At 72.2% G+C, this 22,260-nt stretch carries 23 protein-coding genes; 7 read left to right on the forward strand and 16 right to left on the reverse strand.

Annotated elements, in window-relative coordinates:
- Window position 1: 1 nt before the first annotated feature.
- Window positions 2-505, reverse strand: a complete 504-nt coding sequence (locus GPA04_RS06945; RefSeq protein WP_156223344.1) for a nitroreductase family deazaflavin-dependent oxidoreductase — start codon at window positions 503-505, stop codon at window positions 2-4.
- A 193-nt stretch (window positions 506-698) separates the two neighbouring features.
- Here GPA04_RS06945 and GPA04_RS06950 point away from each other — a divergent pair, with 193 nt between their 5' ends.
- Window positions 699-1,697 carry a glycoside hydrolase family protein gene (locus tag GPA04_RS06950; protein WP_156223345.1) on the forward strand — a complete coding sequence of 333 codons (999 nt, stop codon included), beginning with the start codon at window positions 699-701 and terminating at the stop codon, window positions 1,695-1,697.
- A gap of 34 nt (window positions 1,698-1,731) precedes the next feature.
- Here GPA04_RS06950 and GPA04_RS06955 read toward each other — a convergent pair whose 3' ends face one another.
- From GPA04_RS06955 to GPA04_RS06965, 3 genes are all read right to left on the reverse strand, one after another.
- A complete protein-coding gene (locus GPA04_RS06955; RefSeq protein WP_156223346.1) occupies window positions 1,732-2,217 on the reverse strand; it encodes a DUF4262 domain-containing protein in 486 nt (161 codons plus the stop codon).
- Between the two features lie 72 nt (window positions 2,218-2,289).
- Complete coding sequence (locus GPA04_RS06960) at window positions 2,290-3,717, reverse strand: amidase (RefSeq protein WP_156223347.1); 1,428 nt, start codon at window positions 3,715-3,717, stop codon at window positions 2,290-2,292.
- A gap of 60 nt (window positions 3,718-3,777) precedes the next feature.
- A complete protein-coding gene (locus GPA04_RS06965) occupies window positions 3,778-4,179 on the reverse strand; it encodes a VOC family protein (protein ID WP_156223348.1) in 402 nt (133 codons plus the stop codon).
- A gap of 66 nt (window positions 4,180-4,245) precedes the next feature.
- On the opposite strand from GPA04_RS06965, the gene GPA04_RS20985 reads away from it, so the two are divergent.
- The 4 genes from GPA04_RS20985 (at window position 4,246) to GPA04_RS06980 (ending at window position 7,995) form a co-directional block, all read left to right on the forward strand.
- Window positions 4,246-4,635 (forward strand): VOC family protein, encoded by a 390-nt coding sequence (locus GPA04_RS20985; protein WP_162458541.1) that lies wholly within the window; start codon window positions 4,246-4,248, stop codon window positions 4,633-4,635.
- A 58-nt stretch (window positions 4,636-4,693) separates the two neighbouring features.
- Entirely contained in the window at window positions 4,694-5,629 is a 936-nt protein-coding gene (locus GPA04_RS20990) for an L-lactate dehydrogenase (RefSeq protein WP_194238931.1), read from the forward strand.
- Between the two features lie 69 nt (window positions 5,630-5,698).
- Window positions 5,699-6,760: an L-threonine 3-dehydrogenase gene (gene tdh, locus GPA04_RS06975; protein ID WP_156223350.1), complete on the forward strand. Its 1,062-nt coding sequence runs from the start codon at window positions 5,699-5,701 to the stop codon at window positions 6,758-6,760.
- 38 nt (window positions 6,761-6,798) lie between these two features.
- On the forward strand, window positions 6,799-7,995 hold the full coding sequence (locus tag GPA04_RS06980; RefSeq protein ID WP_156223351.1) for a glycine C-acetyltransferase: 1,197 nt from the start codon (window positions 6,799-6,801) through the stop codon (window positions 7,993-7,995).
- A gap of 106 nt (window positions 7,996-8,101) precedes the next feature.
- On the opposite strand, the gene GPA04_RS21315 is transcribed toward GPA04_RS06980, so the two are convergent.
- Window positions 8,102-8,350, reverse strand: a complete 249-nt coding sequence (locus tag GPA04_RS21315) for a GNAT family N-acetyltransferase (RefSeq protein ID WP_241680648.1) — start codon at window positions 8,348-8,350, stop codon at window positions 8,102-8,104.
- Window positions 8,351-8,619: 269 nt separating this feature from the next.
- Between GPA04_RS21315 and GPA04_RS06990 the strand changes: the two genes are divergently transcribed.
- Window positions 8,620-9,126 (forward strand): hypothetical protein, encoded by a 507-nt coding sequence (locus GPA04_RS06990; RefSeq protein WP_156223352.1) that lies wholly within the window; start codon window positions 8,620-8,622, stop codon window positions 9,124-9,126.
- 11 nt (window positions 9,127-9,137) lie between these two features.
- On the opposite strand, the gene GPA04_RS06995 is transcribed toward GPA04_RS06990, so the two are convergent.
- Complete coding sequence (locus GPA04_RS06995) at window positions 9,138-10,166, reverse strand: GNAT family N-acetyltransferase (protein ID WP_156223353.1); 1,029 nt, start codon at window positions 10,164-10,166, stop codon at window positions 9,138-9,140.
- An 89-nt stretch (window positions 10,167-10,255) separates the two neighbouring features.
- On the opposite strand from GPA04_RS06995, the gene GPA04_RS07000 reads away from it, so the two are divergent.
- A complete protein-coding gene (locus tag GPA04_RS07000) occupies window positions 10,256-11,371 on the forward strand; it encodes a methyltransferase domain-containing protein (protein WP_156223354.1) in 1,116 nt (371 codons plus the stop codon).
- Window positions 11,372-11,423: 52 nt separating this feature from the next.
- On the opposite strand, the gene GPA04_RS07005 is transcribed toward GPA04_RS07000, so the two are convergent.
- Genes GPA04_RS07005 through GPA04_RS07050 form a run of 10 tightly spaced genes read right to left on the reverse strand, consistent with a single transcriptional unit; the run spans window position 11,424 to window position 22,241 of the window.
- Window positions 11,424-12,785, reverse strand: coding sequence for a metallopeptidase TldD-related protein (locus GPA04_RS07005; RefSeq protein ID WP_156223355.1), 1,362 nt, complete (start codon window positions 12,783-12,785; stop codon window positions 11,424-11,426).
- Complete coding sequence (locus tag GPA04_RS07010) at window positions 12,782-14,218, reverse strand: TldD/PmbA family protein (protein ID WP_156223356.1); 1,437 nt, start codon at window positions 14,216-14,218, stop codon at window positions 12,782-12,784. Before GPA04_RS07010 ends, GPA04_RS07005 begins: the two co-directional genes overlap by 4 nt.
- A gap of 59 nt (window positions 14,219-14,277) precedes the next feature.
- The gene (locus GPA04_RS07015; protein WP_156223357.1) at window positions 14,278-14,838 is read right to left on the reverse strand and encodes a nucleotidyltransferase family protein; all 561 of its coding nucleotides are present in this window, start codon (window positions 14,836-14,838) and stop codon (window positions 14,278-14,280) included.
- Entirely contained in the window at window positions 14,831-15,937 is a 1,107-nt protein-coding gene (locus tag GPA04_RS07020; protein WP_156223358.1) for an XdhC family protein, read from the reverse strand. The genes GPA04_RS07015 and GPA04_RS07020 overlap by 8 nt, the downstream gene beginning before the upstream one ends.
- Window positions 15,937-16,863 carry an NAD(P)-dependent oxidoreductase gene (locus GPA04_RS07025; RefSeq protein WP_156223359.1) on the reverse strand — a complete coding sequence of 309 codons (927 nt, stop codon included), beginning with the start codon at window positions 16,861-16,863 and terminating at the stop codon, window positions 15,937-15,939. Before GPA04_RS07025 ends, GPA04_RS07020 begins: the two co-directional genes overlap by 1 nt.
- The gene (locus GPA04_RS07030; protein ID WP_156223360.1) at window positions 16,860-18,056 is read right to left on the reverse strand and encodes an enolase C-terminal domain-like protein; all 1,197 of its coding nucleotides are present in this window, start codon (window positions 18,054-18,056) and stop codon (window positions 16,860-16,862) included. Before GPA04_RS07030 ends, GPA04_RS07025 begins: the two co-directional genes overlap by 4 nt.
- Window positions 18,053-19,252, reverse strand: coding sequence for an MFS transporter (locus tag GPA04_RS07035; protein WP_156223361.1), 1,200 nt, complete (start codon window positions 19,250-19,252; stop codon window positions 18,053-18,055). Before GPA04_RS07035 ends, GPA04_RS07030 begins: the two co-directional genes overlap by 4 nt.
- Window positions 19,249-20,481, reverse strand: a complete 1,233-nt coding sequence (locus GPA04_RS07040; protein WP_156223362.1) for an amidohydrolase family protein — start codon at window positions 20,479-20,481, stop codon at window positions 19,249-19,251. The genes GPA04_RS07035 and GPA04_RS07040 overlap by 4 nt, the downstream gene beginning before the upstream one ends.
- A complete protein-coding gene (locus GPA04_RS07045) occupies window positions 20,482-21,309 on the reverse strand; it encodes a carbohydrate ABC transporter permease (protein ID WP_156223363.1) in 828 nt (275 codons plus the stop codon). It lies immediately after the preceding gene.
- Window positions 21,306-22,241: a carbohydrate ABC transporter permease gene (locus tag GPA04_RS07050; protein WP_156223364.1), complete on the reverse strand. Its 936-nt coding sequence runs from the start codon at window positions 22,239-22,241 to the stop codon at window positions 21,306-21,308. Before GPA04_RS07050 ends, GPA04_RS07045 begins: the two co-directional genes overlap by 4 nt.
- Window positions 22,242-22,260: the final 19 nt, after the last annotated feature.

Genomic DNA, 22,260 nt, shown 5'->3' on the forward strand with positions numbered 1-22,260 from the left:
TTCAGGCCTCGGCCCCGCCGTCCGCGAAGCGCAGGACGAGCGCTGAGGTGACCCCCAGCAACGTCGCGAGCGGGCCGCTCGTGGAGGCGAGCGCCGTCTCGCCCAGCGGCAGCACCGCGGGGTCGGTGACCTCGCGCTCGTCACCCTCGACCACGATGGTCGCCCGCCCCGCAGCGAGGACGTTGCGCACCCAGTCGGGCTCCGTGCCGTAGGGCAGTGTGATCGCCACGCCCTCCTCGGTCACGACAGCGCCGACAGGTGTCTCATAGCTGCGGCCGCTCACCCGACCGGTGTGGCGGACGATCGCGTACGGCGCTCCGGGCCGGCCTGCCGACTCGAGCACCCGCGGATTGATCCGGTCGCGCTGGATCCGGTGCATGGCTCGGAGCACGGCGCGGTTGCGCGTCCGGAGGCCGACCACCACCGTCACCACCAGCGCGAGCGCTGCCACCGCCACGACTGCGAGCGCCGCACGAACGATCGTCGCTCTGCTGGATCCCGCCATCGGTGCCTCCAGGTGTCCTCGACGGCGCGATGCCGTCGTCCCAGGGTTCCACAGCGGTGCTCCCGATGTGCGGACTGCACACGCTTCCGCGGAAGCGCCCTCGCCAGAGAAGCGAGGGCGAGCTCACGAGCGCGGCGCGGGCCCGCCGTCGGGCCGTGGCCTCCCGGGTCGGCCGACGACTAGCCTGACGGCGATGAGCCGCATCACCGGACGCGAACCACCCGCGCCGCTGTACACGGACCCGGTCCACCACGCACCGACCGACCCGACGCTGGTGCGCGCGCCGGACGGCGAGTGGCGGATGTTCTACACGCAACGCCGTGCGGGCGATCGCGGCCCCGGTGTGCAGTGGGTGCACGGGACCGACATCGGGGTCGCCGCCTCGACCGACGGCGGGCTCACCTGGGAGTACTGCGGCGTGCTCGACGGCGTCGACCCGCATCCGGGCCGCAACACCCTGTGGGCACCCGAGGTGCTCTGGGCCGAGGGCCGTTTCCACATGTTCGTCAGCTACATCCGCGGCGTCCCGGACCGGTGGGAGGGCCACGCCCGCACGATCCTGCACCACGTCTCGGACGACCTCGAGACCTGGGAGCACCTCGGCGAGGTCCCGCTCTCCTCGGACCGCGTGATCGACGCGTGCGTCTACCCGCTCCCCCGCGGGGGCTACCGGATGTGGTTCAAGGACGAGGCGCACGACTCGACCACCTGGTGCGCCGACTCCCCCGATCTGTTCACCTGGGGCGAGTCCTCGCTAGCGGTGGGGGCGCCCTCGCACGAGGGCCCGAACGTGTTCGCCCTGGGCGGCTGGTTCTGGATGATCACCGACGAGTGGCGTGGGCTGGGCGTGCACCGCTCGAGCGACCTGCACAGCTGGCAGCGGCAGGGCCTGATCCTCGACCAGCCGGGCGCACGCCCCTGGGACGCGGGCCTCGGTCACCACGCGGATGTCGTGGTCGGCACCAGCGCCACGGGCGGTGAGCTGGCCTGGATCTTCTACTTCACCCACCGCAGCGGGCCGGGCAGCACCGAGGCGGACCAGGCGGACTCACCGCACCCCGACATCCCGATCGAGCACGTCACCGACGTGCAGGTGGCGGCGCTGCACGTGCGCGATGGCGTGCTGGCGTGCGACCGCGACGCGCCCGTCGATCTCGACCTCCGGCGGGCCACGTCGCCGACGCGCACGTGACCCCACTCCTCGCAGGCGGCGGGCGACGCTCGAGTCAGACTCGCAGCTCCATCGGCGGCAGGCCCGCGAGCTGCTGCGGGAACCGCCAACGGTTGTAGCCCTTGTCCCAGGGGTAGCGGTGCTGCCAGTCCTGCCACACGACTTGGAGTGCCTGGCACTCATCCGCGTACAGCTGGCCCAGCACGACCAGATCGGAGGTGTCGAGCACCCGCGTGAACATCAGCTCCGCCTCGCAGTGCTCGCAGCCCAGCGCCTGCCCGTGCACGAACGACTGGCCGCGCTTGATCCGCTCGCCGAGGTCGTTGAGCAGCGGTTCGGCCTCGGCGGCCGTCAGCCCGTGCACGAGCAGCTCGGGATGTCCCCACCCGGCCAGCCCGACCGTGTAGGTGAAGGGCGGCTCCTCCCCCTCGTGCTCGTTCTCGCAGCCGGGTTCGCTGCAGGACTCGCCGACGTGCACCAGCCCCCATCCGAACTTCTCGACCTTCTCCAGCATCGACCGCAGGTACCGATCGGTTGCCATGCTCGCTCCTTTGCAGATGGTCCTTCCACGTGCAGGGAACGGTAGGTCGGGGCACCGACAGCCGCGCCGGTGTCAGGCGGCCGGCGGCACCAGTGGCCACGGAGCCGCCGTCTCGAGCGCAGCCGCCAGCCCGAGCAGCAGGTCTTCACGCCCTGTCCGTGCCCCGAGCATGACGCCCCACGGCAGCGACGGACCGCCGGCCTCGGCCGGCGCGTGGTGCAGCGGCAGCGAGATGGCGGGCGCGCCGAGGATGTTCCACGTCGAGGTCCACGGCGTGAACGCGCACTGGGCCCAGAAGTCGCCCTCGGGGTCGGCGTCGTCGCGCATCGCGCCGATCCGCGGCGGCGGTTGCGCGAGCGTGGGGCTGAGGACGACGTCGACATCGGCCCACGCGCGGGCGGCGTCGCGCTGCAACCGCTGACCGGAGGCGATCGCTTTGGCGTAGGTGACGCCGTCCACGCCGCGACCGCGCTCGCGCATCCACCGCGTCAACGGCACCAGCAGCGGGTCGGCCTCAGGCGGGAGCGGCGCGCTCGCCGCCATCACCGACCACACGTCGATGAAGGGCAGCCAGCGCTCGGCGGGGAACGGCACGGGTGCCTCGCTCACCGAGTGCCCAGCGGCCTCGAGCAGGCGGATCGCCGTGTCGACGGCGGTCAGCGCCTCGGCGTGGACCGGAGCCTCGGGCGTGATGATCGGGGTGGTCAGCACACCGATCCGCAGCGGCTCCACCTCGGCGTCGCACGCCGCCAGGAACGATCCCGCCGCCGGCGCGGGCAGCCAGCGGTCGTCGCCCGGCCAGCCGCCTGCGAGCACGTCGAGGGCGACCGCGGTGTCGCGCACATCCCGGGTGAGGACCCCGGTCACCGCCAGGGCTGCGCCGTCGACCCCGATCGGTCCGGTGCTGACCCGGCCACGACTCGGCTTCAGCCCGACCAACCCGCACGCCGCGGCCGGGATCCGGATCGATCCGCCGCCGTCGCTGCCGTGCGCGATCGGCACGATGCCGGCTGCGACAGCGGCGGCCGCGCCGCCCGAGGAGCCGCCCGCCGAGCGCGTGAGGTCCCAAGGGGTGCGCGCCGGCGGCGCGATGTCGGGCTCGGTGTAGGGCGGCAGACCCATCTCCGGGGTGGTCGTCTTGCCGACCATCAGCGTGCCGGCCTCGCGGAACCGCGTGACCACGCCGTCGTCGACGTCCGGCACGAAGCCGCGCATCGCGGCGCTGCCGGCGTTCATCTCGACACCCGCCACCATGGTGAGGTCCTTGATCGGCAGCGGGACCCCGAGCATGGGGGCGGGATCACCGGCGGCGAGCCGGGCGGTGGCGTCGTCGGCCTGCTGCTGCGCGAGCTCGGGGGCGAGCCTCACGAACGCGCCGACCTTCGGACCGATCCGGGTCGCTCGCTCCAGCGTGTGCGCGAGCACCTCGCTCGGCGAGGTCTCACCGGAACGGATCGCGGCAGCGAGGCCGCGTGCGGACAGCTCGTGGATCTCGCTCACGCCATCAGCCTAGGCCGCGGGAGCCGAACCTCCCGGGCCCACCCTCGCGGGACCCGGGGCCTAGCGTCCCTCTGCTGCCTGCTCGGCGTCGCTGCTCAGCACGCAGAACTCGTTCCCCTCGGGATCGGCCATCGTCACCCACCCGGTACCAGGGCCGTACTGCCCTCGCCGGTCGGCGACCTCCGTGGCGCCGATCGCACGCAGCCGGTCGGCCTCCTCCTGCTGCGTCAGGTCGGTCGATCGCAGGTCGAAGTGGATCCGGTTCTTGACGCTCTTGGCCTCGGGCACCTCGATGAACAGGATGTGGTGGCTGCCGTCGCGGGCGAGGATCATGCACTCGTCGTGGCCGGGCTCGTTCGGGTCACCCACGACGTCGACGTAGTCCAGCACCTGCTTCCACCACTCGGAGAGCTGGTAGGCGTTGCGGCAGTCGATGCTGGTGTGCGAGATCCGTGACGTCATCTCGGCAGTGTGGTCCGTACCCGGGACCGGGGCAATCGGTTTGTGGGCGCCCCTACTGTGGAGGGCATGCATCGAAGCAGGATCGGGGTCGTCCTCATCGACCACCCGGGTGAGAGCTACGAGGTCGCCGCCGAGTTCTGGGCCGCCGCGCACGCCTCCCCGCGGCCGGACAAGTGCCCGACGGCGGAGTCACCCTACGAGGAGCTCCGGCACCTCCCGGGCGGCGTCGAGCTGGCGCTGCAGCGCACGGGTCCGGGCACGCCGCCGCGCGTGCACCTCGACATCGAGACCGACGACGTCGAGGCCGAGCTGGCCAGGGTCACGGCGCTGGGTGCCACGATCGTCGAGCGCCGCGAGAGCCACGCGATCCTGCAGGATCCGGGCGGCCTGCTCTTCTGCGTGGTGCCGGTCCAGAACCCCGACGCCTTCGAGGCGAGCGCCACCAGCTGGCCCTGAGCACCGGGCAGGAGAGGCGAACGCTGACAGATCCCGCGGGACCTGCCAGCATGGCCGCGTGATCTCCAGCAGCAGAGGGACCAAGCTCGCCGTCGTCGGCGCGGGGTCGGTGGGCGCGACGCTCGCCTACGCCGCCGTGATCCAGGGCCTGTCGCGGTCGGTCGTGCTCTACGACGTCAACGCCGCCAAGGTGCGCGCCGAGGCGCTCGACCTGCAGCAGAGCCTGCAGTTCGTCCCCGCCGCCCACGTCTCGGGCTCGGACGACATCGGCATCTGTGCCGGCGCCGATGTCATCGCGGTCACCGCCGGCGCCAAGCAACAGCCCGGCCAGACGCGCCTCGACCTCGCCGCCTCCACCACGTCGCTGATGCGGACCCTGATGCCGCAGCTGGTCGCCGTGGCACCGGACGCGATCATCATCATGGTCACCAACCCGGTGGACGTGATCACCTACGTCGCGCAGAAGCTCACCGGGCTGCCGCCGCACCAGCTGTTCGGCTCGGGGACGGTGCTGGACTCGGCGCGGCTGCGTGGTCTGATCGCCTCCCGCTGCGGTGTGGCGGTGCAGAACGTGCACGCCTACATCGTCGGGGAGCACGGCGACAGCGAGATCCCGCTGTGGAGCAGCGCCAGCGTGGGCGCGATCCCGGTGACCGACCTGATCGAGGAGGCCGAGCGGGACCAGATGGCGCACGACGTGGTGCACGCCGCCTACGAGATCATCAGCGGCAAGGGCGCCACGAGCTACGCGATCGGCGTCTCGGCCGGCCGGATCATCGAGGCCGTGCTGCGCGACGAGCACCGCGTGCTCCCGGTCTCGACCATGGTCGACGGTCACCTCGGCATCGAGGATGTCTGCCTGTCGATCCCCTCGGTCGTCGGTGCCGGCGGGATCGAGCGGCAGCTGCACGTGCCGATGACCGACCGCGAGGTCGCCGGCCTGCGTGCCAGCGCCGACGAGATCCGCTCCGTCGCGCGTGGCCTGGGCTTCTGAGAGCCCGACGGCGGCGCGCACCCTCGCCCCGCGTCTCACCACTCGGACGGACCGGGTAGCGTCGGCGCCGTGAAGGCACTGCTGAAGTCAGGTCCGCACGCAGGCCTGGAGCTCACCGAGGTACCCGAACCAGTCGCGGGCCCGGCCGACGTCACCGTGCAGGTCCTCACCACGGGCATCTGCGGGACCGACCTGCACATCCTGCGGTGGGACGGCTGGGCCGAGGGCACGCTCCGCCCGCCGATGGTGCCGGGGCACGAGTTCTACGGCGAGGTGGTCGCCGTCGGCAGCGCCGTGCGCGACGTGCGGATCGGGGACCGTGTCTCCGGCGAGGGCCACGTGGTGTGCGGGATCTGCCGCAACTGCCGCGCCGGTCGCCGCCAGATGTGCATCCACACCAGCGGGGTGGGCGTGAACCGTGACGGCGCGTTCGCCGAGCGGGTCGTCATCCCGCAGGAGAACGTCTGGGTGCACGGCCACGAGGGCGACACCTCGCTCATCACCCCCGAGCTCGGCGCGGTCTTCGACCCCTTCGGCAACGCGGTGCACACGGCGCTCAAGTTCCCGGTGACCGGTGAGGACGTGCTGATCACCGGTGCCGGTCCGATCGGCCTGATGGCGGCCGCCGTGGTCCGGCACGCCGGCGCGCGCTACGTCGCGATCACCGACGTCTCGGAACCACGACTCAGGCTGGCCGAGCGCACCGGCGCCGTCGACCTCGCGGTGGACGTGACGAGCTCGACGATCGCCGAGGCGCAGCGAGCCCTCGGGCTCAAGGAGGGCTTCGACGTCGCCCTCGAGATGTCCGGGCACCCGAGCGCGCTGCCGGAGGTGATCCGGAACATGAACCACGGTGGCCGGATCGCGCTGCTCGGGCTGCCCAGCGGGTCCATCGACATCGACTGGGCCGTGGTGGTGACCCACATGCTGACGCTGCAGGGCATCTACGGCCGCGAGATGTTCGAGACCTGGAACGCGATGACGGCGATGCTCTCGACCAGCCCGACGCTGAGGTCCACGATCGAGGGCGTCATCACCGACGTGATCCCGGCGCACGACTGGGAACGCGCCTTCGAGCTGGCCGCGAGCGCCAGCAGCGGGAAGGTCCTGCTCGACTGGACCCGGCTCTAGATCTCCACCCACCTCTGCCCCCCACCCAGGAGGTTCCGATGTACGCGATCAAGGACGACCTGGCCACCGAGCTGGCCGAGATCCGGTCCTCGGGGCTGGAGAAGCCCGAGCGGGAGATCACCACGCCGCAGGGCGCGCAGATCCGGGCGGCGCTCTCCGGGCAGCCGCAGCGCGAGGTCCTCAACTTCTGCGCCAACAACTACCTGGGGCTCGCGAACCACGACGAGCTGATCGCAGCGGCCAAGGGGGCCCTCGACAGCCACGGCTTCGGCATGGCCTCGGTGCGGTTCATCTGCGGCACCCAGGACACCCACCTGGAGCTCGAGAACCGATTGTCAGACTTTCTCGGGACCGAGGCGACGATCCTCTTCTCGTCCTGCTTCGACGCCAACGCGGCCGTCTTCGAGCCGCTCTTCGGCCCGCAGGACGCCATCGTCTCGGACGAGCTCAACCACGCCTCGATCATCGCCGGCGTCCGGCTGAGCAAGGCGGCGCGGTTCCGGTACCGCAACCGGGACGTCGCCGACCTGCGTGCCCAGCTCCAGGCGGCCCGCGACGGCGGAGCGCGCCGGGTCGTGGTCGTCACCGACGGCGTGTTCTCCATGGACGGCTACCTCGCACCGTTGCCCGAGATCTGCGACGCGGCCGAGGAGCACGGCGCGCTCGTCATGGTCGACGACAGCCACGCCGTCGGGTTCATGGGCGCCACGGGCGCCGGGACACCCGAGCACTTCGGGGTCAGCGACCGCATCGACATCTGGACCGGCACGTTCGGCAAGGCCCTCGGCGGTGCCTCCGGCGGGTACGTCAGCGGACGGCGGGAGATCGTCGACCTGCTGCGGCAGCGCGGCCGGCCGTACCTGTTCTCCAACTCGCTGGCGCCCTCGATCGTGGCGGCGACGCTGCGCGCGCTCGACCTCGTGCGCGACGCCGACGAGCTGCGGGAGCGACTGCTCGCCAACGCCGCGCTGTTCCGCCGCCGCATGACCGAGGAGGGTTTCGATCTGCTCGACGGCGAGCACGCGATCGTCCCCGTGATGTTCGGTGACGCCGTGCTCGCCTCCGCGGTCGCCGCGCGGATGCTCGAGCTGGGGGTGTTCGTCACCGCGTTCTCGTTCCCGGTGGTGCCGCGCGGGAAGGCCCGGATCCGGGTGCAGCTGTCCGCCGCCCACTCATCCGAGCAGATCGAGCAGTGCGTGGCTGCGTTCGTCGAGGCGCGCCGCTCACGCCCGTAGCCGCAGGCTGCAACGAAACCGTCTCCAGACGGCCGAATCGGCCGGTGTGAGCGCCGATGAGCCGATCGGGCGACGGATCTGTTGCACCGGCGCCGGGTCCTCCGTGTCAGGACGCAACGAGCACGTCGGCCAGGTGACGGCGCTGCCGGCCGTGGTCGAAGTTCGCCGGGGCGAGCCAGGCGTCGTGCGCGTCGCGGATGCGGGGCCAGTCGTCGAGCGTCATCGCGAACCACGCGGTGTCGCGGGACCTGCCCTTGGTCACGACGTGACGGCGGAACGTCCCCTCGTAGGTGAAGCCGAGTCGCTCGGAGGGCGCGTTGAGCGCATCGCAAGACCGTCGGACAGGTGCGTCCACAGCGCCTCGTGGCCAGGACCGGCGATCTCGGGGAACAGCTCGTCGGTGTGCTCGAGAGCGAGCGGCTCGATCGTGCTCCACCGCCCAGCGTGCCGGTGGACTGTGGGACGGGCCTGGGCTCCCACCCCGGCACGGCGGGTCCGACGGGCTGGCCGTGCTCGACGCTGCGCATCCCGGCAGTCCGCCCGGTCCCTCGCGCGTACCCGGCGGCGCAGGGGCGTGTATCGCCGTGACCCCGCGCGCCTCTTGCCGGGTGTGATGCACATCGGGTGCGTCCGCAACTGCTGGAGGCCATCATGGCGAACGCCACCGAGCTGGTCCGAGCCCTCGCCCACGGCGATCGGCTGGGATTCCTGGCTCACATCAACAGCCGGGTCTGGGAGGTCGTCGGGGGTGGCCCTCTCGGGCTCAGCCCAGCGGTGATCGCGGCCCTCAACCCGCAGCCGCTGCCACCGGTCGACGGCGGCCGGCCGGCCGTCTCCTACACCGCGGTCGGATACGGCCAGCTCGCCCTGATGGCGGCATCGGCGATCGGCCACGGCGAGGGCGGCAGCCGCTCGTTCCTGGCGGACATCGAGGACTGGTGCGGTACCGGCTGGCCGCGCCGCTGGCCGTGGCCGCCGCCGAAGGACCTCGATCGCGACGACCTGGCCTCGTTGCGGCTCGGCGCCGGGCTCGCCGCGGCACACGTGGCCGCCGGCTACGAGGAGGGCGACATGCGGGAGACGTTCGAGAACGCCGCGAACCAGCTGTTCGACGCCGCTCTGGGAGGCTGAGGAGCGCGCGCTCAGAGCTCGGGGCGGCCCTGGTACGCCACCTCGCGATGGGCGACCCGGTAGCCGAGCTGCTCGTTGATCGCGATCATCCACGGGTTGACGTGCGAGTTCCAGGTGATGATCGAACGCAGCCCCGGTGCCGCCTCGGACAGCTGCCGGTGGGTCTCCACCTTGAGCGCCAGCCCCAGGCGGTGACCGCGGTGGTCGGGCATCACGAGCGTGTTCTCCTGCCAGCCGATCGTGGTGCCCTCACCGGTGTGGAACTCGACGGCGCTGTTGCCGGCGAAGGTGCCGTCGGGAGCGACCGCGACGGCGATGAGGCTTCGCTTGCCGGCGTCGCGGCGTCGTTGCTCGGCGATGCGGATCCGTTCGGGCGTGTACTCGGGCGCCTCGTGCTCGACGTCCTCGTCGGGCTCGTCGAGCTCGAGCTGGCGCAGCAGGGCGCCGTACGCGGGCAGGTGCTCCTCGGGGACGGTGTCGTCGAAGAAGATCACGCGGTAGTCGCCGAGCTTCTCAGCGGCCCGGGCCGCGAGCTCGTCGAGCAGCGAGCCCGCGAGCGGCAGGTCGAGGACGCGGCACACCGCCACGTTCTTGCGACTGACACCGACGGCTGCGGCGATGCGGTTGACGGGAAGCTGCGGGTCGTCGGGGTCGCCGTCGGCGGGGATTGCGCCGTAGCCGCTGATCAGCGTGCGGCCGGAGGCGCGGATGGCCGGGATCAGCGCCTCGGCCAGCAGCGCGGTGGCCACGCCGTGGCCGCGCTCCTCGGGATGCACCACGAGATCCACGTGCACGGTGTCGAGGTTGTCGCTCAGCGGCATCGAGAGCCCGCCGTACCCGACGACGCGATCCTGACCGTCCACCGCGACCCAGTGCTCGAGGTCCCAGAACGGACTCGGCTGCAGCCGCGCTCGCGTCTGCTCGACCGTGTAGCGCTCGACGCCACCGAACAGGTCGGCGTCCGCGGCCTCGTTCAGGAGGTTGTACTGGGCGATCACGTGATCGGAGGCGACGTCGAGAGGCCGAACGGTGAGGGTCATGCGCTCACCCAAGCATCCGCACCCTCCGGGAGGCCACGCCAATACCGGCGATGCGTCCGACCGCGGGCGACGTGTCAGGCTGAGCGTCGATGCATTGCTCCTACATGGACGCCGGGCGCTGCTGCTCCGCCACCCGGATCGAGATCCCCTACCCCGAGCAGCTGGCGACCAAACAACGTGTCGTGAGCGAAGCCCTCGGGCCGATGGAGTGGGCGCCTGCGTTCCCGAGCGCCGAGGCGGGCTTCCGGAACAAGGCGAAGATGGTCGTCGCCGGCACGGTCGAGCAGCCGACGCTCGGGATCCTCGGCCCAGGCGGGCTCGGGATCGACCTCGCGGCGTGCCCGCTGCACGAACGACCGGTGGTGACCGCCATGCCGGTGCTGCGGGAGATGGTGACGAGAGCCGGGCTCACGCCGTACTCGGTGCCCGATCGCCGCGGCGAGCTCAAGCTCATCCTGGTCACGGGATCCCCGGCGGGCGAGCTGATGATCAGGTTCGTGCTGCGGTCGACCGAGGCGCTGCCCCGGCTGCGCAAGCACCTGGACTGGCTACGAGAGAAGCTGCCGAACGCCGTCGTGATCAGCGCGAACCTGCTTCCCACCCACGTGGCCTTGACCGAGGGTGAGACCGAGATCCCGTTCACCGAGAAACAGCTGCTCACGATGAGGACGAACGAGATCGACCTGCTGCTGCGTCCTGGCGGGTTCTTCCAGACCAACACCGCCGTCGCGGCGGCGCTCTACCGGCAGGCGGCCGCCTGGGCGTCGGAGGCGTCACCGCGCAGCGTGGCCGACCTGTACTGCGGCGTCGGCGGGTTCGCGCTGCATCTGGCGGGTCCGGATCGCGAGGTCGTCGGGGTCGAGGTCAGCGCGGAGGCGGTCGACGGCGCCCGGGTGGCCGCGGCGCGGCGGGGCACCTCGGTCCGTTTCGAGGTGGGCGACGCGACCGCCGTCGAGCACCTGGACGCCGACCTGGTCGTCGTCAACCCACCGCGGCGCGGGATCGGCGACCTGGCCGCGAGGCTCGACGCCTCGCACGCTCGGCACGTCCTCTACTCCAGCTGCAACCCGACCACGCTTGCGCGGGACCTCGCGGAGATGCCCAGCCTGCGCCCGGTGCGGGCCCGTCTGTTCGACATGTTCCCGCACAACCATCACGCCGAGGTGCTGGTGCTGCTGGAACGGGCCGTGACGAAAGTGCGGTGAAACCGGGCCGGCGACGAAAGTGCGTTGAAAGCGGGCCGGGGGGTCGTGGGCCTCAGCCGGAGGCGTTGCCGGTGATGTTCCAGGAGGCGAGGTGCAGGGCGGGGGCGAAGTGCGCCGTCGGGCCCCAGGAGTCGGGGTCGGTCACCACGTCAGGACCCACGCCGAGCACCTGCCCGGGTGCGAGGGCGCCCGGGTAGGACTGCGTGAACCGGACGTTCTGCACGGCACCGACGATCTCGCCGTTCTCGACGAGCCACATGCCGTTGCGGGTCAGCCCGGTCACGGTGACCTGGCGCGGGTCGAGCACCCGGGTGTACCAGAAGTCCGAGACGAGCAGCGCGCGCGATGACCCGGTGACTCCGGACAGCAGTGACGACGCGGTGGGTGCCACGTGCACCGGCGAGGCAGCCACCGCAGCGGCCACCCCCGGCTCGATGCCCAGGTGCGCGGCGACCGGCACCCCGAACCCGAAGCCGTGCCCGGTCGAGGCGCCACCGGACTCGGCCGCCGTGCGCCGGTCGTGCGCGATCCTGGTGGCGCGCCCGGCCTCGACGAACGCCAGCCGCTGCTTCGGGGTGCCCTCGGAGTCGACGGTTACGCCCCAGGAAGGGCCGTCGTCGACCAGGGAGATCGCGGGGTCGAGCTGCTCGGCGCCGAGCTCCACGAACGAGGCGCCGTCCAGCGCCATCCGGCCGTTGAAGCCATACATCGCGAGTGTCGAGACGATGTTCGCGGCTGCGGCGGGCTCGAGGATCACCTCGTACCGACCCGGCGGCAGCTCCACGGCGTCCTGGGCGGCGCGTGCCTTCGCGGCCGCCAGCGCACCGGCAGCGTACGGGTCCAGGTCGGCGAAGCCGTGCACCCGGGAGCGAGAGACGCCGTCGACCCCGTTGATGCTCGCGATGCCGTCGATCGCCGAGGCGCCGGTGCGCATCGAGGCGACCTGCCCGCCGCTGGTGGCGACGCCCGACTCCGAACGGTAGGACTTCACGTAGCCGGCGGTGCTCAGCCCACCCGCCCCCTCGATGAAGGCGGCGACGGCGGCAGCGCGCTCGGCCGGTGTCGAACCCGGCCGCTCCTGCTCGGCGGCGACCTCGGCGGCACCGGCGACCCCGGCCCACCGCGGGTCGAGCGGTGCCAGCGCGAGCGACTGCGCGACCCGGTCGGCGACGGCCTCGATCGCGCCGCCGTCCTGCGGCCCGGCGAGCCCGGTGGACAGGCTCAGCGTGCGGCCGTCGAGGTGGGCGGTGACGCGGGCGGTCCACGCCTCGTCGGCGACGTTCTGGTGGATCGCGGAGTCCGCGAACCTGGTCAGGTGGTCCTCGCTGCGCTCGACCACGCTCACCACCTCGGCACCGCGCAGGCGGGAGGTGACGGCCTCGACGGTGCGGGCGGCGATCTCGGCGGCGCTCACGCCTTCACCCCCACGCGGACGTCGTGGAACCGGGCGGGCGCGGCTGGATGCGCCGTGTGGCCGACCTGGCCGGGTTGCCCCTTGCCGCAGTTCGCCAACCCCCAGCTCACCACCTCCGAGGACAGCATGTCCATCGACTGCCAGAACCGCGGACCGATGCCGGTGTAGGTGGGGTTCTTGAGCATGCGCCCCTTCTTTCCGCCCTTGATCTCGTAGCCGACCTCGCAGCCGAACTGGAAGTTGAGACGGCGGTCGTCGATCGACCAGGAGCGGTTGGTCTCCATGTAGACGCCGTCGTCGGTGGCGGCGATGATCTCCTCCAGCGTGTGCGGTCCGGGTTCGAGCCCGACGTTGGTCATCCGGACCATCGGCAGCCGCCGCCAGCCGTCGGAGCGGACGCTGCCCGCGTAGTGGAGCCCGGCCACCGAGGCCGAGTCGCGCCCGGCGAGCACACCCACCCAGGTGCCGTGGTCGACGGCGAGGCGCTTGGCGGCGGCGGTGCCCTCGTCGTCGTACCCGAACGAGCCGAGCGCACCCTCGATGGTCGGGTCGATCGCGATCGTCATGAGATCCGAGCCGTACCGCAACGATCCCAGCTGTGCCAGGTCGAGCCAGGAGCGGCCGGCGTAGGCAGCTTCCCACCCGAGGATGCGGTCGAGCTCGATCGCGTGGCCCACCGACTCATGGATCTGCAGCGCCACCTGGCTGCCGTCGAGGATCAGGTCGGTGACGCCGGAGGGGCACTCCGGCGCGGTCAGCAGCGCGCGTGCCTCTTCGGCGACCCGCGGTGCGTTCCCGAGCAGATCGAGCTCCTGGACGAGCTCCCAGCCTCGGGTGCCGAGCTGGCCGCCCATGCTGTTGGGGTACGAGCGGCGCTGGGTCTCTCCCTCGCCGACGGCGGTCGCCTCGATACCGCCGCCCGCCTCCCGGATGCGTTGGTCGATGCGGTGCCCCTCGCTGGAGACGAACCACTTGCTCGTGTCCCAGAACGTCAGGTACCCGATCGCGACGTCGGCGCCGTGCTCACGCATCGCCGCGGTCGCCGCGACCAGCAGGTCCGCCTTGTCCGACTCGCTCACCGAGCTCGGGTCGATCTCGACGGCGTTGCTCCAGCTGGCCTGGACCGGGTCGGAGGGCACCATGCTCGCCGAGGGCAGCGGCACCTGCGCGCTGGCAGCCGCGATCTCGGCGGCGCGCTCGCCCGCGAGGCGAGCTCCGCCGTCGAGATCGGACGTGGAGAAGAACCCCCAGCTGGACCCGACGAGCGCACGCACCCCGATCCCGATGTCGGCGCTGCGAGTCGTGTCAGCGATGTCGCCGTTGCGGGCGAGCATGCGCTCGGCGCTGCGGGACATCAGACGGGCATCGGCGTAGGTCGCGCCGGCCGCGAGCGCGGCCTCGACCGCGGCGGTGGCGGTGTCGAACTCAGTCACCACCCGACCGTATCCCGACGACGGAGCGCGTGCGGGCCCGGACGGAGGTGCGTCGAGAGCTACGTGGCGGTGTCGGTGTCCGGGCGCGGCCCGATCTCCACGGGGACGGCGGTGCGCAGCAGCGGGCGCGGGCCGTGCTCGCCGGCCGACTCGCTGATCGCCTGCGTCAGGTGGTCGATTCCGATGATCACGGGGTGGCCCGGGGCGCCGTCGTGGACCGCGCGGGCCAGGCCGGCACGGAGCGGGGCGGGGATCGCGGCGAGGACCCGGTGGACGTCGTCGGGGACGAGGTCGAGCGTGTCCACCGGGACGATCACGACGGCGTCGCACGCCTCGCGGTCGACGCGACCCAGGGCGGCGCGCAGGCTCGCGCCCAGCCCCTCCTCCCAGCCTCCGACCGGTACCGCGGTGGCGTGGGCGGGCAGGGTGGCGGCGACTTCGTCCCCCGAGGCCCCGACGGCGACCAGGACGACGGCGCAGCCGGCCTCGTGCAGCACGCCCGCGGCCCGGGACGCCCAGCTCTGGCCTGCCGCGGTGCGCAGCAGACCCTTCGGGCCACCCATCCGGCGGCCGGCGCCTGCAGCCAGCACGATGCCGGTGAGCCTGGCGTGGTCAGGCATCTGAGCGCTCGCCGTGGAGCGGACCCCCCAGATCCGCGAGCGGCCGGCCGGTGCCGCCCCCGGAAGCCGCGACGACCTCGGCGAGGATGGACAGCGCGGTCTCCCGGGGGCTGCGACCGCCGAGGTCGAGGCCGACGGGAGAGCGGAGCGAGGCCAGCGCCTCGTCGCTGATGCCGCGCTCACGCAGCCGCTCCAGCCGCTGGGAGTGCGTCCGTCGCGAGCCCATCGCACCGACGAAACCCAGCCCGGCGGGTAACGCGGCCTCGAGCACCGGCTCGTCGAACTTCGGGTCGTGCGAGCAGACGAGCAGCACGGTGCGGGCGTCGACGCGCCCGGCCTCGATCTCGGCGGCCAGGTAGCGGTGCGGCCACTCGATCACGATCTCGTCGGCGCGACCGAAGCGCTCCCGGGTCGCGAACGTGGATCGCGCGTCGCACACGGTCACGCGGAAGCCGAGGTAGCCGCCGAGCTCGGCGATCGCGACGGCGAAGTCGGTCACGCCGGCGACGATCAGCCGCGGCGGCGGCGCGACCACATCCACGAGCACCCGCACACCGACGCCCTGCCTGCTGCCGTCGGTGCCGTAGCTGAGCTCGGTCGTGCGGCCGGTCGCGAGCACGGCGCGCGCGTCGGCGACGAGAGAGCCGTCGAGGCGCGCGAAGCCGGTGCCACCGAGCGACTCGCCCTCGGCCGTCACCTCCAGCAGCGAGCCGGCGTGCTCGCCGGTGAGCACCGAGGCGATCGCGACCGGGTGGTGCGCAGCCACCGACGCCGCGAAGGCGCGCAGCGGCTCGGGGTCGGTGATGCGCTGCACCAGCACCTCGATCGTGCCGCCGCACATGAGCCCCACCGCGAGCGCGTCACCATCGCTGACGCCGTACCGCTGCAGCACGGCGGGGGCTCCGCGCAGGACCTGCAGCGCAAGCGCGTGCACGTCGGCCTCGACGCAGCCGCCCGAGACAGACCCCAGCGTGGACCCGTCTTCACGCACCAGCATGCGAGCACCGACCCCTCGGGGGGCCGAGCTCCATGTCGAGACGACCGTCGCGAGCGCGAACGGCGCCGTCTCGGTCGCGAGCGCTGCGAGCACCGGGTCCATCAGGGACCGCTCCGGAAGAACTCACGGACGGCGTCGCCCACCAGCGCGCGCACGCGCTGCCGAGCCTGCTCGGTCCCCGCCGCCACGTGCGGGGACAGCACCACGTTCTCGAGCCCGAGCAACGGGCTGGACGGCGGCAGCGGCTCCGTCTCGAAGACGTCGAGCACCGCGACGGCGGGGCGTCCATGCGTCAGTGCGGTCGCCAGGGCCGTCTCGTCCACGAGACCGCCGCGGGCGGCGTTGACGAGCACGCTGCCCTCCCGCATCCTCGCGAGCCGTTCGCCGCTGACCATCTGCCGGGTCGAGGGCAGCAGCGGCGCATGCAGGGTCACCACGTCGGCTCTCTGCAGCAGGTCGTCGAGCGAGGTCTGCTCGACGTCGGGGTCGGTCACCTCGCGCTCGTCGGTGACCAGCACGGTCGAGCCGAAGCCGGCCAGCCGGCGGCGTACGCCACGACCGATCGCCCCGTACCCGACGATGCCGACCGTGACCGCGCCGAGCTCGCGCCCCAGCAGCCGGCGGTGCCAGCCCTGCGCGCGGATGTCACGGTCCGCGGCCACCGCACCGCGCAGCCCGAGCAGCATCGCCATCACGGTCCAGTCGGCCACGGCGTCGGCGTTGTAGCCCGGCGCGCTGCGCACCTCGATGCCGTGCGCGCGAGCGGCCTCGAGGTCGATGACGCCGTCGAGGCCGACCGCGGGGTGGAAGACCAGCCGGCACCGCTGCAGCTGCGCCAGCACCGACGCCTCGAGCGGGAACCGGCGCGCGGCGTCGCCGATGACGACATCGGCACGCGCCAGGTCGGGCAGCATCGCCGCGAGGTCGGCGCCCGACGGGACGGTCACCACCTCGACGTCCGCGCCCTCGACCCAGGAGGCGAGCAGCTCACGCGGGTAGTCCGACAGGCACACGAGGACCTGGCTCACAGCGCACCCACCGGCCGCGCGTCGACGATGTTCTCCTCAGCCAGAGACATGCCCAGCCCGGGTGTCGAGGGCACGGCCACCCGACCCCGCTCGGGCGTGATCGGCTCCGCGAGGAAGTGCTGGTAGATCGGCATCAGCCTCACCAGGTACTCCATGCGCGGGATCAGCGTGGGCGCGGCCGCGAACGTGAGGGCCGCGTTGCACTGCATCGACTGCCCGTGCGGGATTAGCTGCGCGCCCGCGGCGCTGACGAGCGCGGCGATCTTGGTCAGCTCGGAGATGCCGCCGGCCCAGTGCGGGTCGGGCTGGTACAGGTCGAGCACGTCCTCGCCGAGGAGACGTTGGTACCCCCAGCGCGTGTAGTCGTGCTCGCCGCCCACGATCCGCACGCCGTCGGGGAGGCGGCGTCGCAGCGAGCGGTAGCCCTCGGTCAGGTCGGCGAGCAGCGGCTCCTCGATCCAGCTGAGCCCGAGGTCCCGTGTCGCGGTCGCGACCTCGAGCGTGAACGGCACGTCCCAGCCGCTCCAGGCGTCGAGCATGATCTCCATGCCTGGCCCGCCGGCGTCGCGAACCGTACCGACGAGCTCGACGATCCGGTCGATCCCCTCCCGGCCGTCCTCGGGCCCCCAGCGCGGGAACCACTTGGACGCGCGCACGCCCTCGGCGACCAGGTCGCTCGTGCGCCTGGCCACCACGGCCGGCTCGAGGCTGTCGCCGAGCGTGGAGACGTAGACCTCGACGTCGGTCCGGGTCGGTCCCCCGAGCAGCACGTGTGCAGGGACCTCGAACGCCTGGCCCCGGATGTCCCAGAGCGCGCAGTCGACGGCGGAGAGCGCCGTCATGCCGGCGCCCGCCCGGCCGTGGATCGCCGAGCGGTACAGCACGTCCCAGAGCCGCTCGACGGCGAGCGGGTCTCGCCCGAGCAGCAACGGCCTGAGCACGTTCATCACGATCGCCGCCTGCTCGAGCGAGAGCTGGGCGGTGCTGCCGCGGAGCCCGGAGTCGGTCTCGATGTGCAGGAAGACCGAGCGCACCTCGTAGGTGTCCTCGGCGACCTCGGCGAACCGCTGTGCCGGTACCGAGCGGAGCTCGGGGTAGCAGTCGGTGGGGCGGCGGAGCCGGTCGGCGAAGATCGGGCCCTCGTGGACCACGTGGCCCGTGTACTCCACACAGGCGACGTCGGTGATGATCATCGGTGAGTCCTTTCCACCTCGGGACCAGTGTGCTGGGCCGAACGCCCGGATGCGACCAGCCCGAGGACGCCGATGACGGCGATCGCGGCGGCTCCGATCGCGAGCGCGCCGCTGCCTCCCAGCGCGGTGGCGCCGACGAAGCCGAGCACCGCGGCGCCGACGGCGGTGCCGCCGTCGAACGCGGCGTTCCAGATCGCGCTGGCGGTGGGGGCGTCGCTCGCCGGCAGCCGGTGGAAGCTCATCTCGAGCGTGACGGTCTGCAACCCTCCGTACGCCAGGCCCAGCAGCCCGGCGCCGACCATGAGCAGCCAGGAGGCCGTGGCTGCCAGCGTGAGCGCGACGACGACGAGCCCCAGCACGCCGGCTGCGACGAGCACGGGAAGCACGAGCCGGTTCCCCGCCCGGTCCAGCACAGCGCCGACCTGCCACCGCGCGACCATCCCGACCGCACCGAAGACGAGCAGCGCCAGTGCCGCCACGGCCCCGCTGGGGCGCTGCAGCGGCAGCAGCGTGACCAGGCCGCCGCCGGCCGCGGTGATCGCGAGCAGGAGCCCCGCCGGGTAGAGCAGCCGGCTCGCGGCACGCGGCAGGCTCACCGTGGCCCGCGGTGCCTGCCCCATGTCCTCGGCGGACACGTACGGCAGCGCTACGAGCGCGAGGACCGGCAGCGCGCCGAGGATCGCGACCACGCGGAACGAGCCGCCGAGCACGAGCGCGGCGCCACCGGAGATGCCCACCATCATCGGGATCGCGGCGGACAGCCCGAAGATGCCGATCGCCTCGCCGCGGCGCTCGGGGGGCGCAGCACGTGGGATCGCGAGCGCCCCGACGACCGTGACGATCGCGAAGCCCACACCGCGGACCGCCGACAACGCGTACAGGCTCTCGAGCTGGGGCAGCAGCAGGTAGAGCGGCGTGGGCATGCCCAGCAGCAGGGACCCGGCCGCGAGCAAGGAGCGGGTGCTGAAGCGGTAGAGCAGTCGCGCGGTGCCGAGCTGGGTGAGGACCGTGACGCCGAGCATCACGCCGGTGATCGTGCCGACGACCTGCTCGGAGTGGCCGATCTGCGCCGCCCACGCCGGGAGCGCGGCGAGCGTGATCGAGAAGCTGGCGAGGCCCGCGAAGCTGATCGCGAAGACCGCCCGGATCTGGGGGATCCGCCACAGCGACTGGCGGGGTGCGCCGGACCCGGTCATGCGTCGAGCTCCGCGGTGGCGCCGTGGCGCCGTACCTCGGTGCGGGAGACCAGCCGACCAGCGCGCCACACCCAGCGGTCGGCGGGGGCGAGAGCGACGGCCTCCTGCAGGGACCGGGCCCGGATCGCCACCAGATCGGCGCGCGAGCCGGGCTCGGGTGCCGCCGGCACCGCACCGATGATCGCGCGGGCGTCGGCGCCGATCATCTCCCAGGCTCGGGCGAGGCTGCGATGACCGGCCGTGACGAGCAAGGAAGCGACCTCGAGCGGGTCGAGCCTGCCGGTCGGGTTGAAGGGGTCGCTGACGTTGTCACCGCCGGCGGCGGTGCGCACCCCTGCCGCCTCGAGCGCGTCCAGCGCGGTGAGACCTCGCAGCGCCGGAACGGTGCCGCGGCCCTGCAGGTAGAGGTTGGTGGCCGGCAGCGTGACGACGCCGATGCCGGCGGCGGCGAGCTCGGCCGCCACGGCGGCCGCGGTGGCGGTGGCCTGCTGCCCCAGCGAGACGCAGTGGCTGGCGGTCACCCTGACCGAGGCATCCGCAGCGCGTCGTGCGAGCTCGCGCAGCGTGAGCACGCTGACGTCGGTGGTCTCGTCGGTGTGCAGGTCGAGGGGGCAGCCGCGCTCCGTGGCGACCGCGAGGCACGCCTCGAGCGCCGCGACCGGATCCGCATCGACGGCGGGGTTGCCGCCGACCGCGTCGGCGCCGGCGTCGAGGGCCTGCCTGAGCCGGTCGGCGTGCTCGGCCCAGCTCTCCCCGGCGGCCGGACCGCCGATGTGCGCGACGATCTCGAGGTCGACGACGTCCCGGAGCTCCTCGCGCACGGCCACCACGGACTCGATCGCGCGGGTGCCGAGCAGCCGCCCGCAGCCGACGTGGCTGCGGACCGCCGTGACGCCGTTGCCGACGAGGTGGAGCAGCGCGCGTCGTGCGCGGACGCGGACGTCCTCGTCGGTCGCACCCGCCAGCAGCGTCCCGTACCCGGTCATGGCACCCGCGAGCGTGCCCTCGGGGTTGTCGACCTGGCCGATCGTGAAGGCCTTGTCGAGGTGCACGTGCGGCTCGGCGAAGGCGCCGGCGAGCAGGTAGCCGGTCAGCTCGACACGGTCAGCGCCCTCGGGGGCGGTGACCGAGGCGACCGGACCGACCTGGCTGACGCGATCGCCGTCGAGCAGGACGTCGACGATCTCGCCCGAGGCGAGATGGCCGCCGGTGAGCAGCTGCACGGCCACTCAGCCCTTCACCCCGCCACCGGCGATCTCGGTGACGTAGCGCTGCAGGTAGCCGAAGATCACCAGCACCGGGATCATCACCAGCACACCGGCGGCGAGCATGCGACCCCAGTCGGTCGTGAACTCGCCGAGCAGCGAGTTGATGCCGACCGAGAGCGTGCGCTTGGCATCGGTGTCGATGAAGGTGTTCGCGTAGAGGAACTCTTCCCAGGCGTTGATGATCGTGAAGACCGCGGCAGCCATCACGCCCGGCAGCGCGGGCGGCAGCACGACCCGCCAGAGCGCCTTGCCGCGCGTGCAGCCGTCGATCAGCGCCGCCTCCTCGGTCTCGACCGGGACCGCCAGGAAGTAGTTGCGCATCAGCCAGATGCAGAACGGCAGCGCGAACGAGGTGTACACCAGGATCAGGCCGAGCAACGAGTCGAGCAGGCCGAGCACCTTGATCGTGGTGAACAGCGGGATCGCCAGCATGATCGCCGGGAACATCTGCGCGGCGACGACGATGAGCAGCATCCCTCGGTTGCCCACGAACGTGAAGCGCGCGAACCCGTAGCCGGCGAGGATGGCGAGCAGCAGCGCGATCGTGGTGGTGCCGGCCGCGACGACCACCGAGTTGAGGAAGTAGCTGAAGAAGTTGGTGTCGGCGAGCTTCTCGTAGTTGCCCAGGTACAGGCTGGCGGGCAGCAGCTGCTTGTCGGCGCCGTTGAGCTCGGGCGCGGTCTTGAAGGACGACAGCAGCATCCAGACGAACGGCAGCACGGCACCGAGGACGAGGACGACGGCGAACGCGTGCGCGCCCCAGGAGGCATAGCGGTGCTCTCGTTTCATCGGACGCTCCGCTTCTTGGGCGAACGGCCCTCGATGGCGTAGAAGTACAGGACCGCCAGCACCAGCATCATCAGGAAGATCATCACCGAGATCGCCGATGCCTTGCCGAAGTCGAACTGCACGAACGCGGTGCGGTAGGCGTAGGTGGTCAGGATCTCCGTGGCGCCGTTCGGTCCGCCGCGCGTGAACATCCAGATGCCGTTGAAGTTGTTGATCGCTCCGGAGATCGTGGTCAGCGTCACCAGCGCCAGCGAGGTGCGGATCGCCGGGACCGTGACGCTCGTGAACCGCCGCCACGCGTTCGCACCATCCATCATCGCTGCCTCGTAGAGCTCACGCGGGATCTGCTGCAGCCCCGCCAGGATGATGACGGCGGAGAACGGTGTCCACTTCCACGCGCTGATCAGCACGAGCATGGGCAGTGCCCACCGTGTGTCGGCCAGCCAGATCGGCGGATCGGCGAGGATCGGCCGGAGCAGATCGTTGATCGGTCCGGAGACCGGGTCGAGCAGGAACCGCCAGATCAGCGCGACCAGCACGGTCGGCACCACCCACGGGATGATCAGCGTCGTGCGCACCACACCGCGTGCGAAGAGCTTCTTGTTCAGCGTGGTCGCGATCACCAGCGCCAGCCCGACCTGGACGACCAGGGCGGAACCCGCCCACACGAAGGTGCGACCGAAAGCCGATCGGAACGTCGGGTCGGCGAGGAGCTCGACGTAGTTGTCGACGCCCGTGAAGGTGTCCTGCCCCGGGCGGAGCAGGCTCGCGTCGAGGAAGCTCGTGCCGATCGCGCTCAGCACCGGGAACGCGATGATCGCCGCCAGCACGATGAAGGCGGGTGCGATGTAGAGCACCGGCTCGAAGCGGCGCCGCAAGATCCGGCGACGCCTGGCTGCCACCAGCCTGGCGTCGGTCACGTGTGTGGTCATGTCATCCCTGGCTCGTACC

Origin of the sequence: Pseudactinotalea suaedae, from assembly GCF_009733815.1 — a bacterium.
Taxonomy (GTDB): Bacteria; Actinomycetota; Actinomycetes; order Actinomycetales; family Beutenbergiaceae; genus Pseudactinotalea; species Pseudactinotalea suaedae.

Coding starts and splice junctions, on each gene's coding strand:
- GPA04_RS06945 (WP_156223344.1), bottom strand. CDS start 505: ATGGCGGGATCCAGCAGAGCGACGATCGTTCGTGCGGCGCTCGCAGTC.
- GPA04_RS06950 (WP_156223345.1), top strand. CDS start 699: ATGAGCCGCATCACCGGACGCGAACCACCCGCGCCGCTGTACACGGAC.
- GPA04_RS06955 (WP_156223346.1), bottom strand. CDS start 2,217: ATGGCAACCGATCGGTACCTGCGGTCGATGCTGGAGAAGGTCGAGAAG.
- GPA04_RS06965 (WP_156223348.1), bottom strand. CDS start 4,179: ATGACGTCACGGATCTCGCACACCAGCATCGACTGCCGCAACGCCTAC.
- GPA04_RS20985 (WP_162458541.1), top strand. CDS start 4,246: ATGCATCGAAGCAGGATCGGGGTCGTCCTCATCGACCACCCGGGTGAG.
- GPA04_RS06980 (WP_156223351.1), top strand. CDS start 6,799: ATGTACGCGATCAAGGACGACCTGGCCACCGAGCTGGCCGAGATCCGG.
- GPA04_RS06995 (WP_156223353.1), bottom strand. CDS start 10,166: ATGACCCTCACCGTTCGGCCTCTCGACGTCGCCTCCGATCACGTGATC.
- GPA04_RS07000 (WP_156223354.1), top strand. CDS start 10,256: ATGCATTGCTCCTACATGGACGCCGGGCGCTGCTGCTCCGCCACCCGG.
- GPA04_RS07015 (WP_156223357.1), bottom strand. CDS start 14,838: ATGCCTGACCACGCCAGGCTCACCGGCATCGTGCTGGCTGCAGGCGCC.
- GPA04_RS07020 (WP_156223358.1), bottom strand. CDS start 15,937: ATGGACCCGGTGCTCGCAGCGCTCGCGACCGAGACGGCGCCGTTCGCG.
- GPA04_RS07030 (WP_156223360.1), bottom strand. CDS start 18,056: ATGATCATCACCGACGTCGCCTGTGTGGAGTACACGGGCCACGTGGTC.
- GPA04_RS07035 (WP_156223361.1), bottom strand. CDS start 19,252: ATGACCGGGTCCGGCGCACCCCGCCAGTCGCTGTGGCGGATCCCCCAG.
- GPA04_RS07045 (WP_156223363.1), bottom strand. CDS start 21,309: ATGAAACGAGAGCACCGCTATGCCTCCTGGGGCGCGCACGCGTTCGCC.
- GPA04_RS07050 (WP_156223364.1), bottom strand. CDS start 22,241: ATGACCACACACGTGACCGACGCCAGGCTGGTGGCAGCCAGGCGTCGC.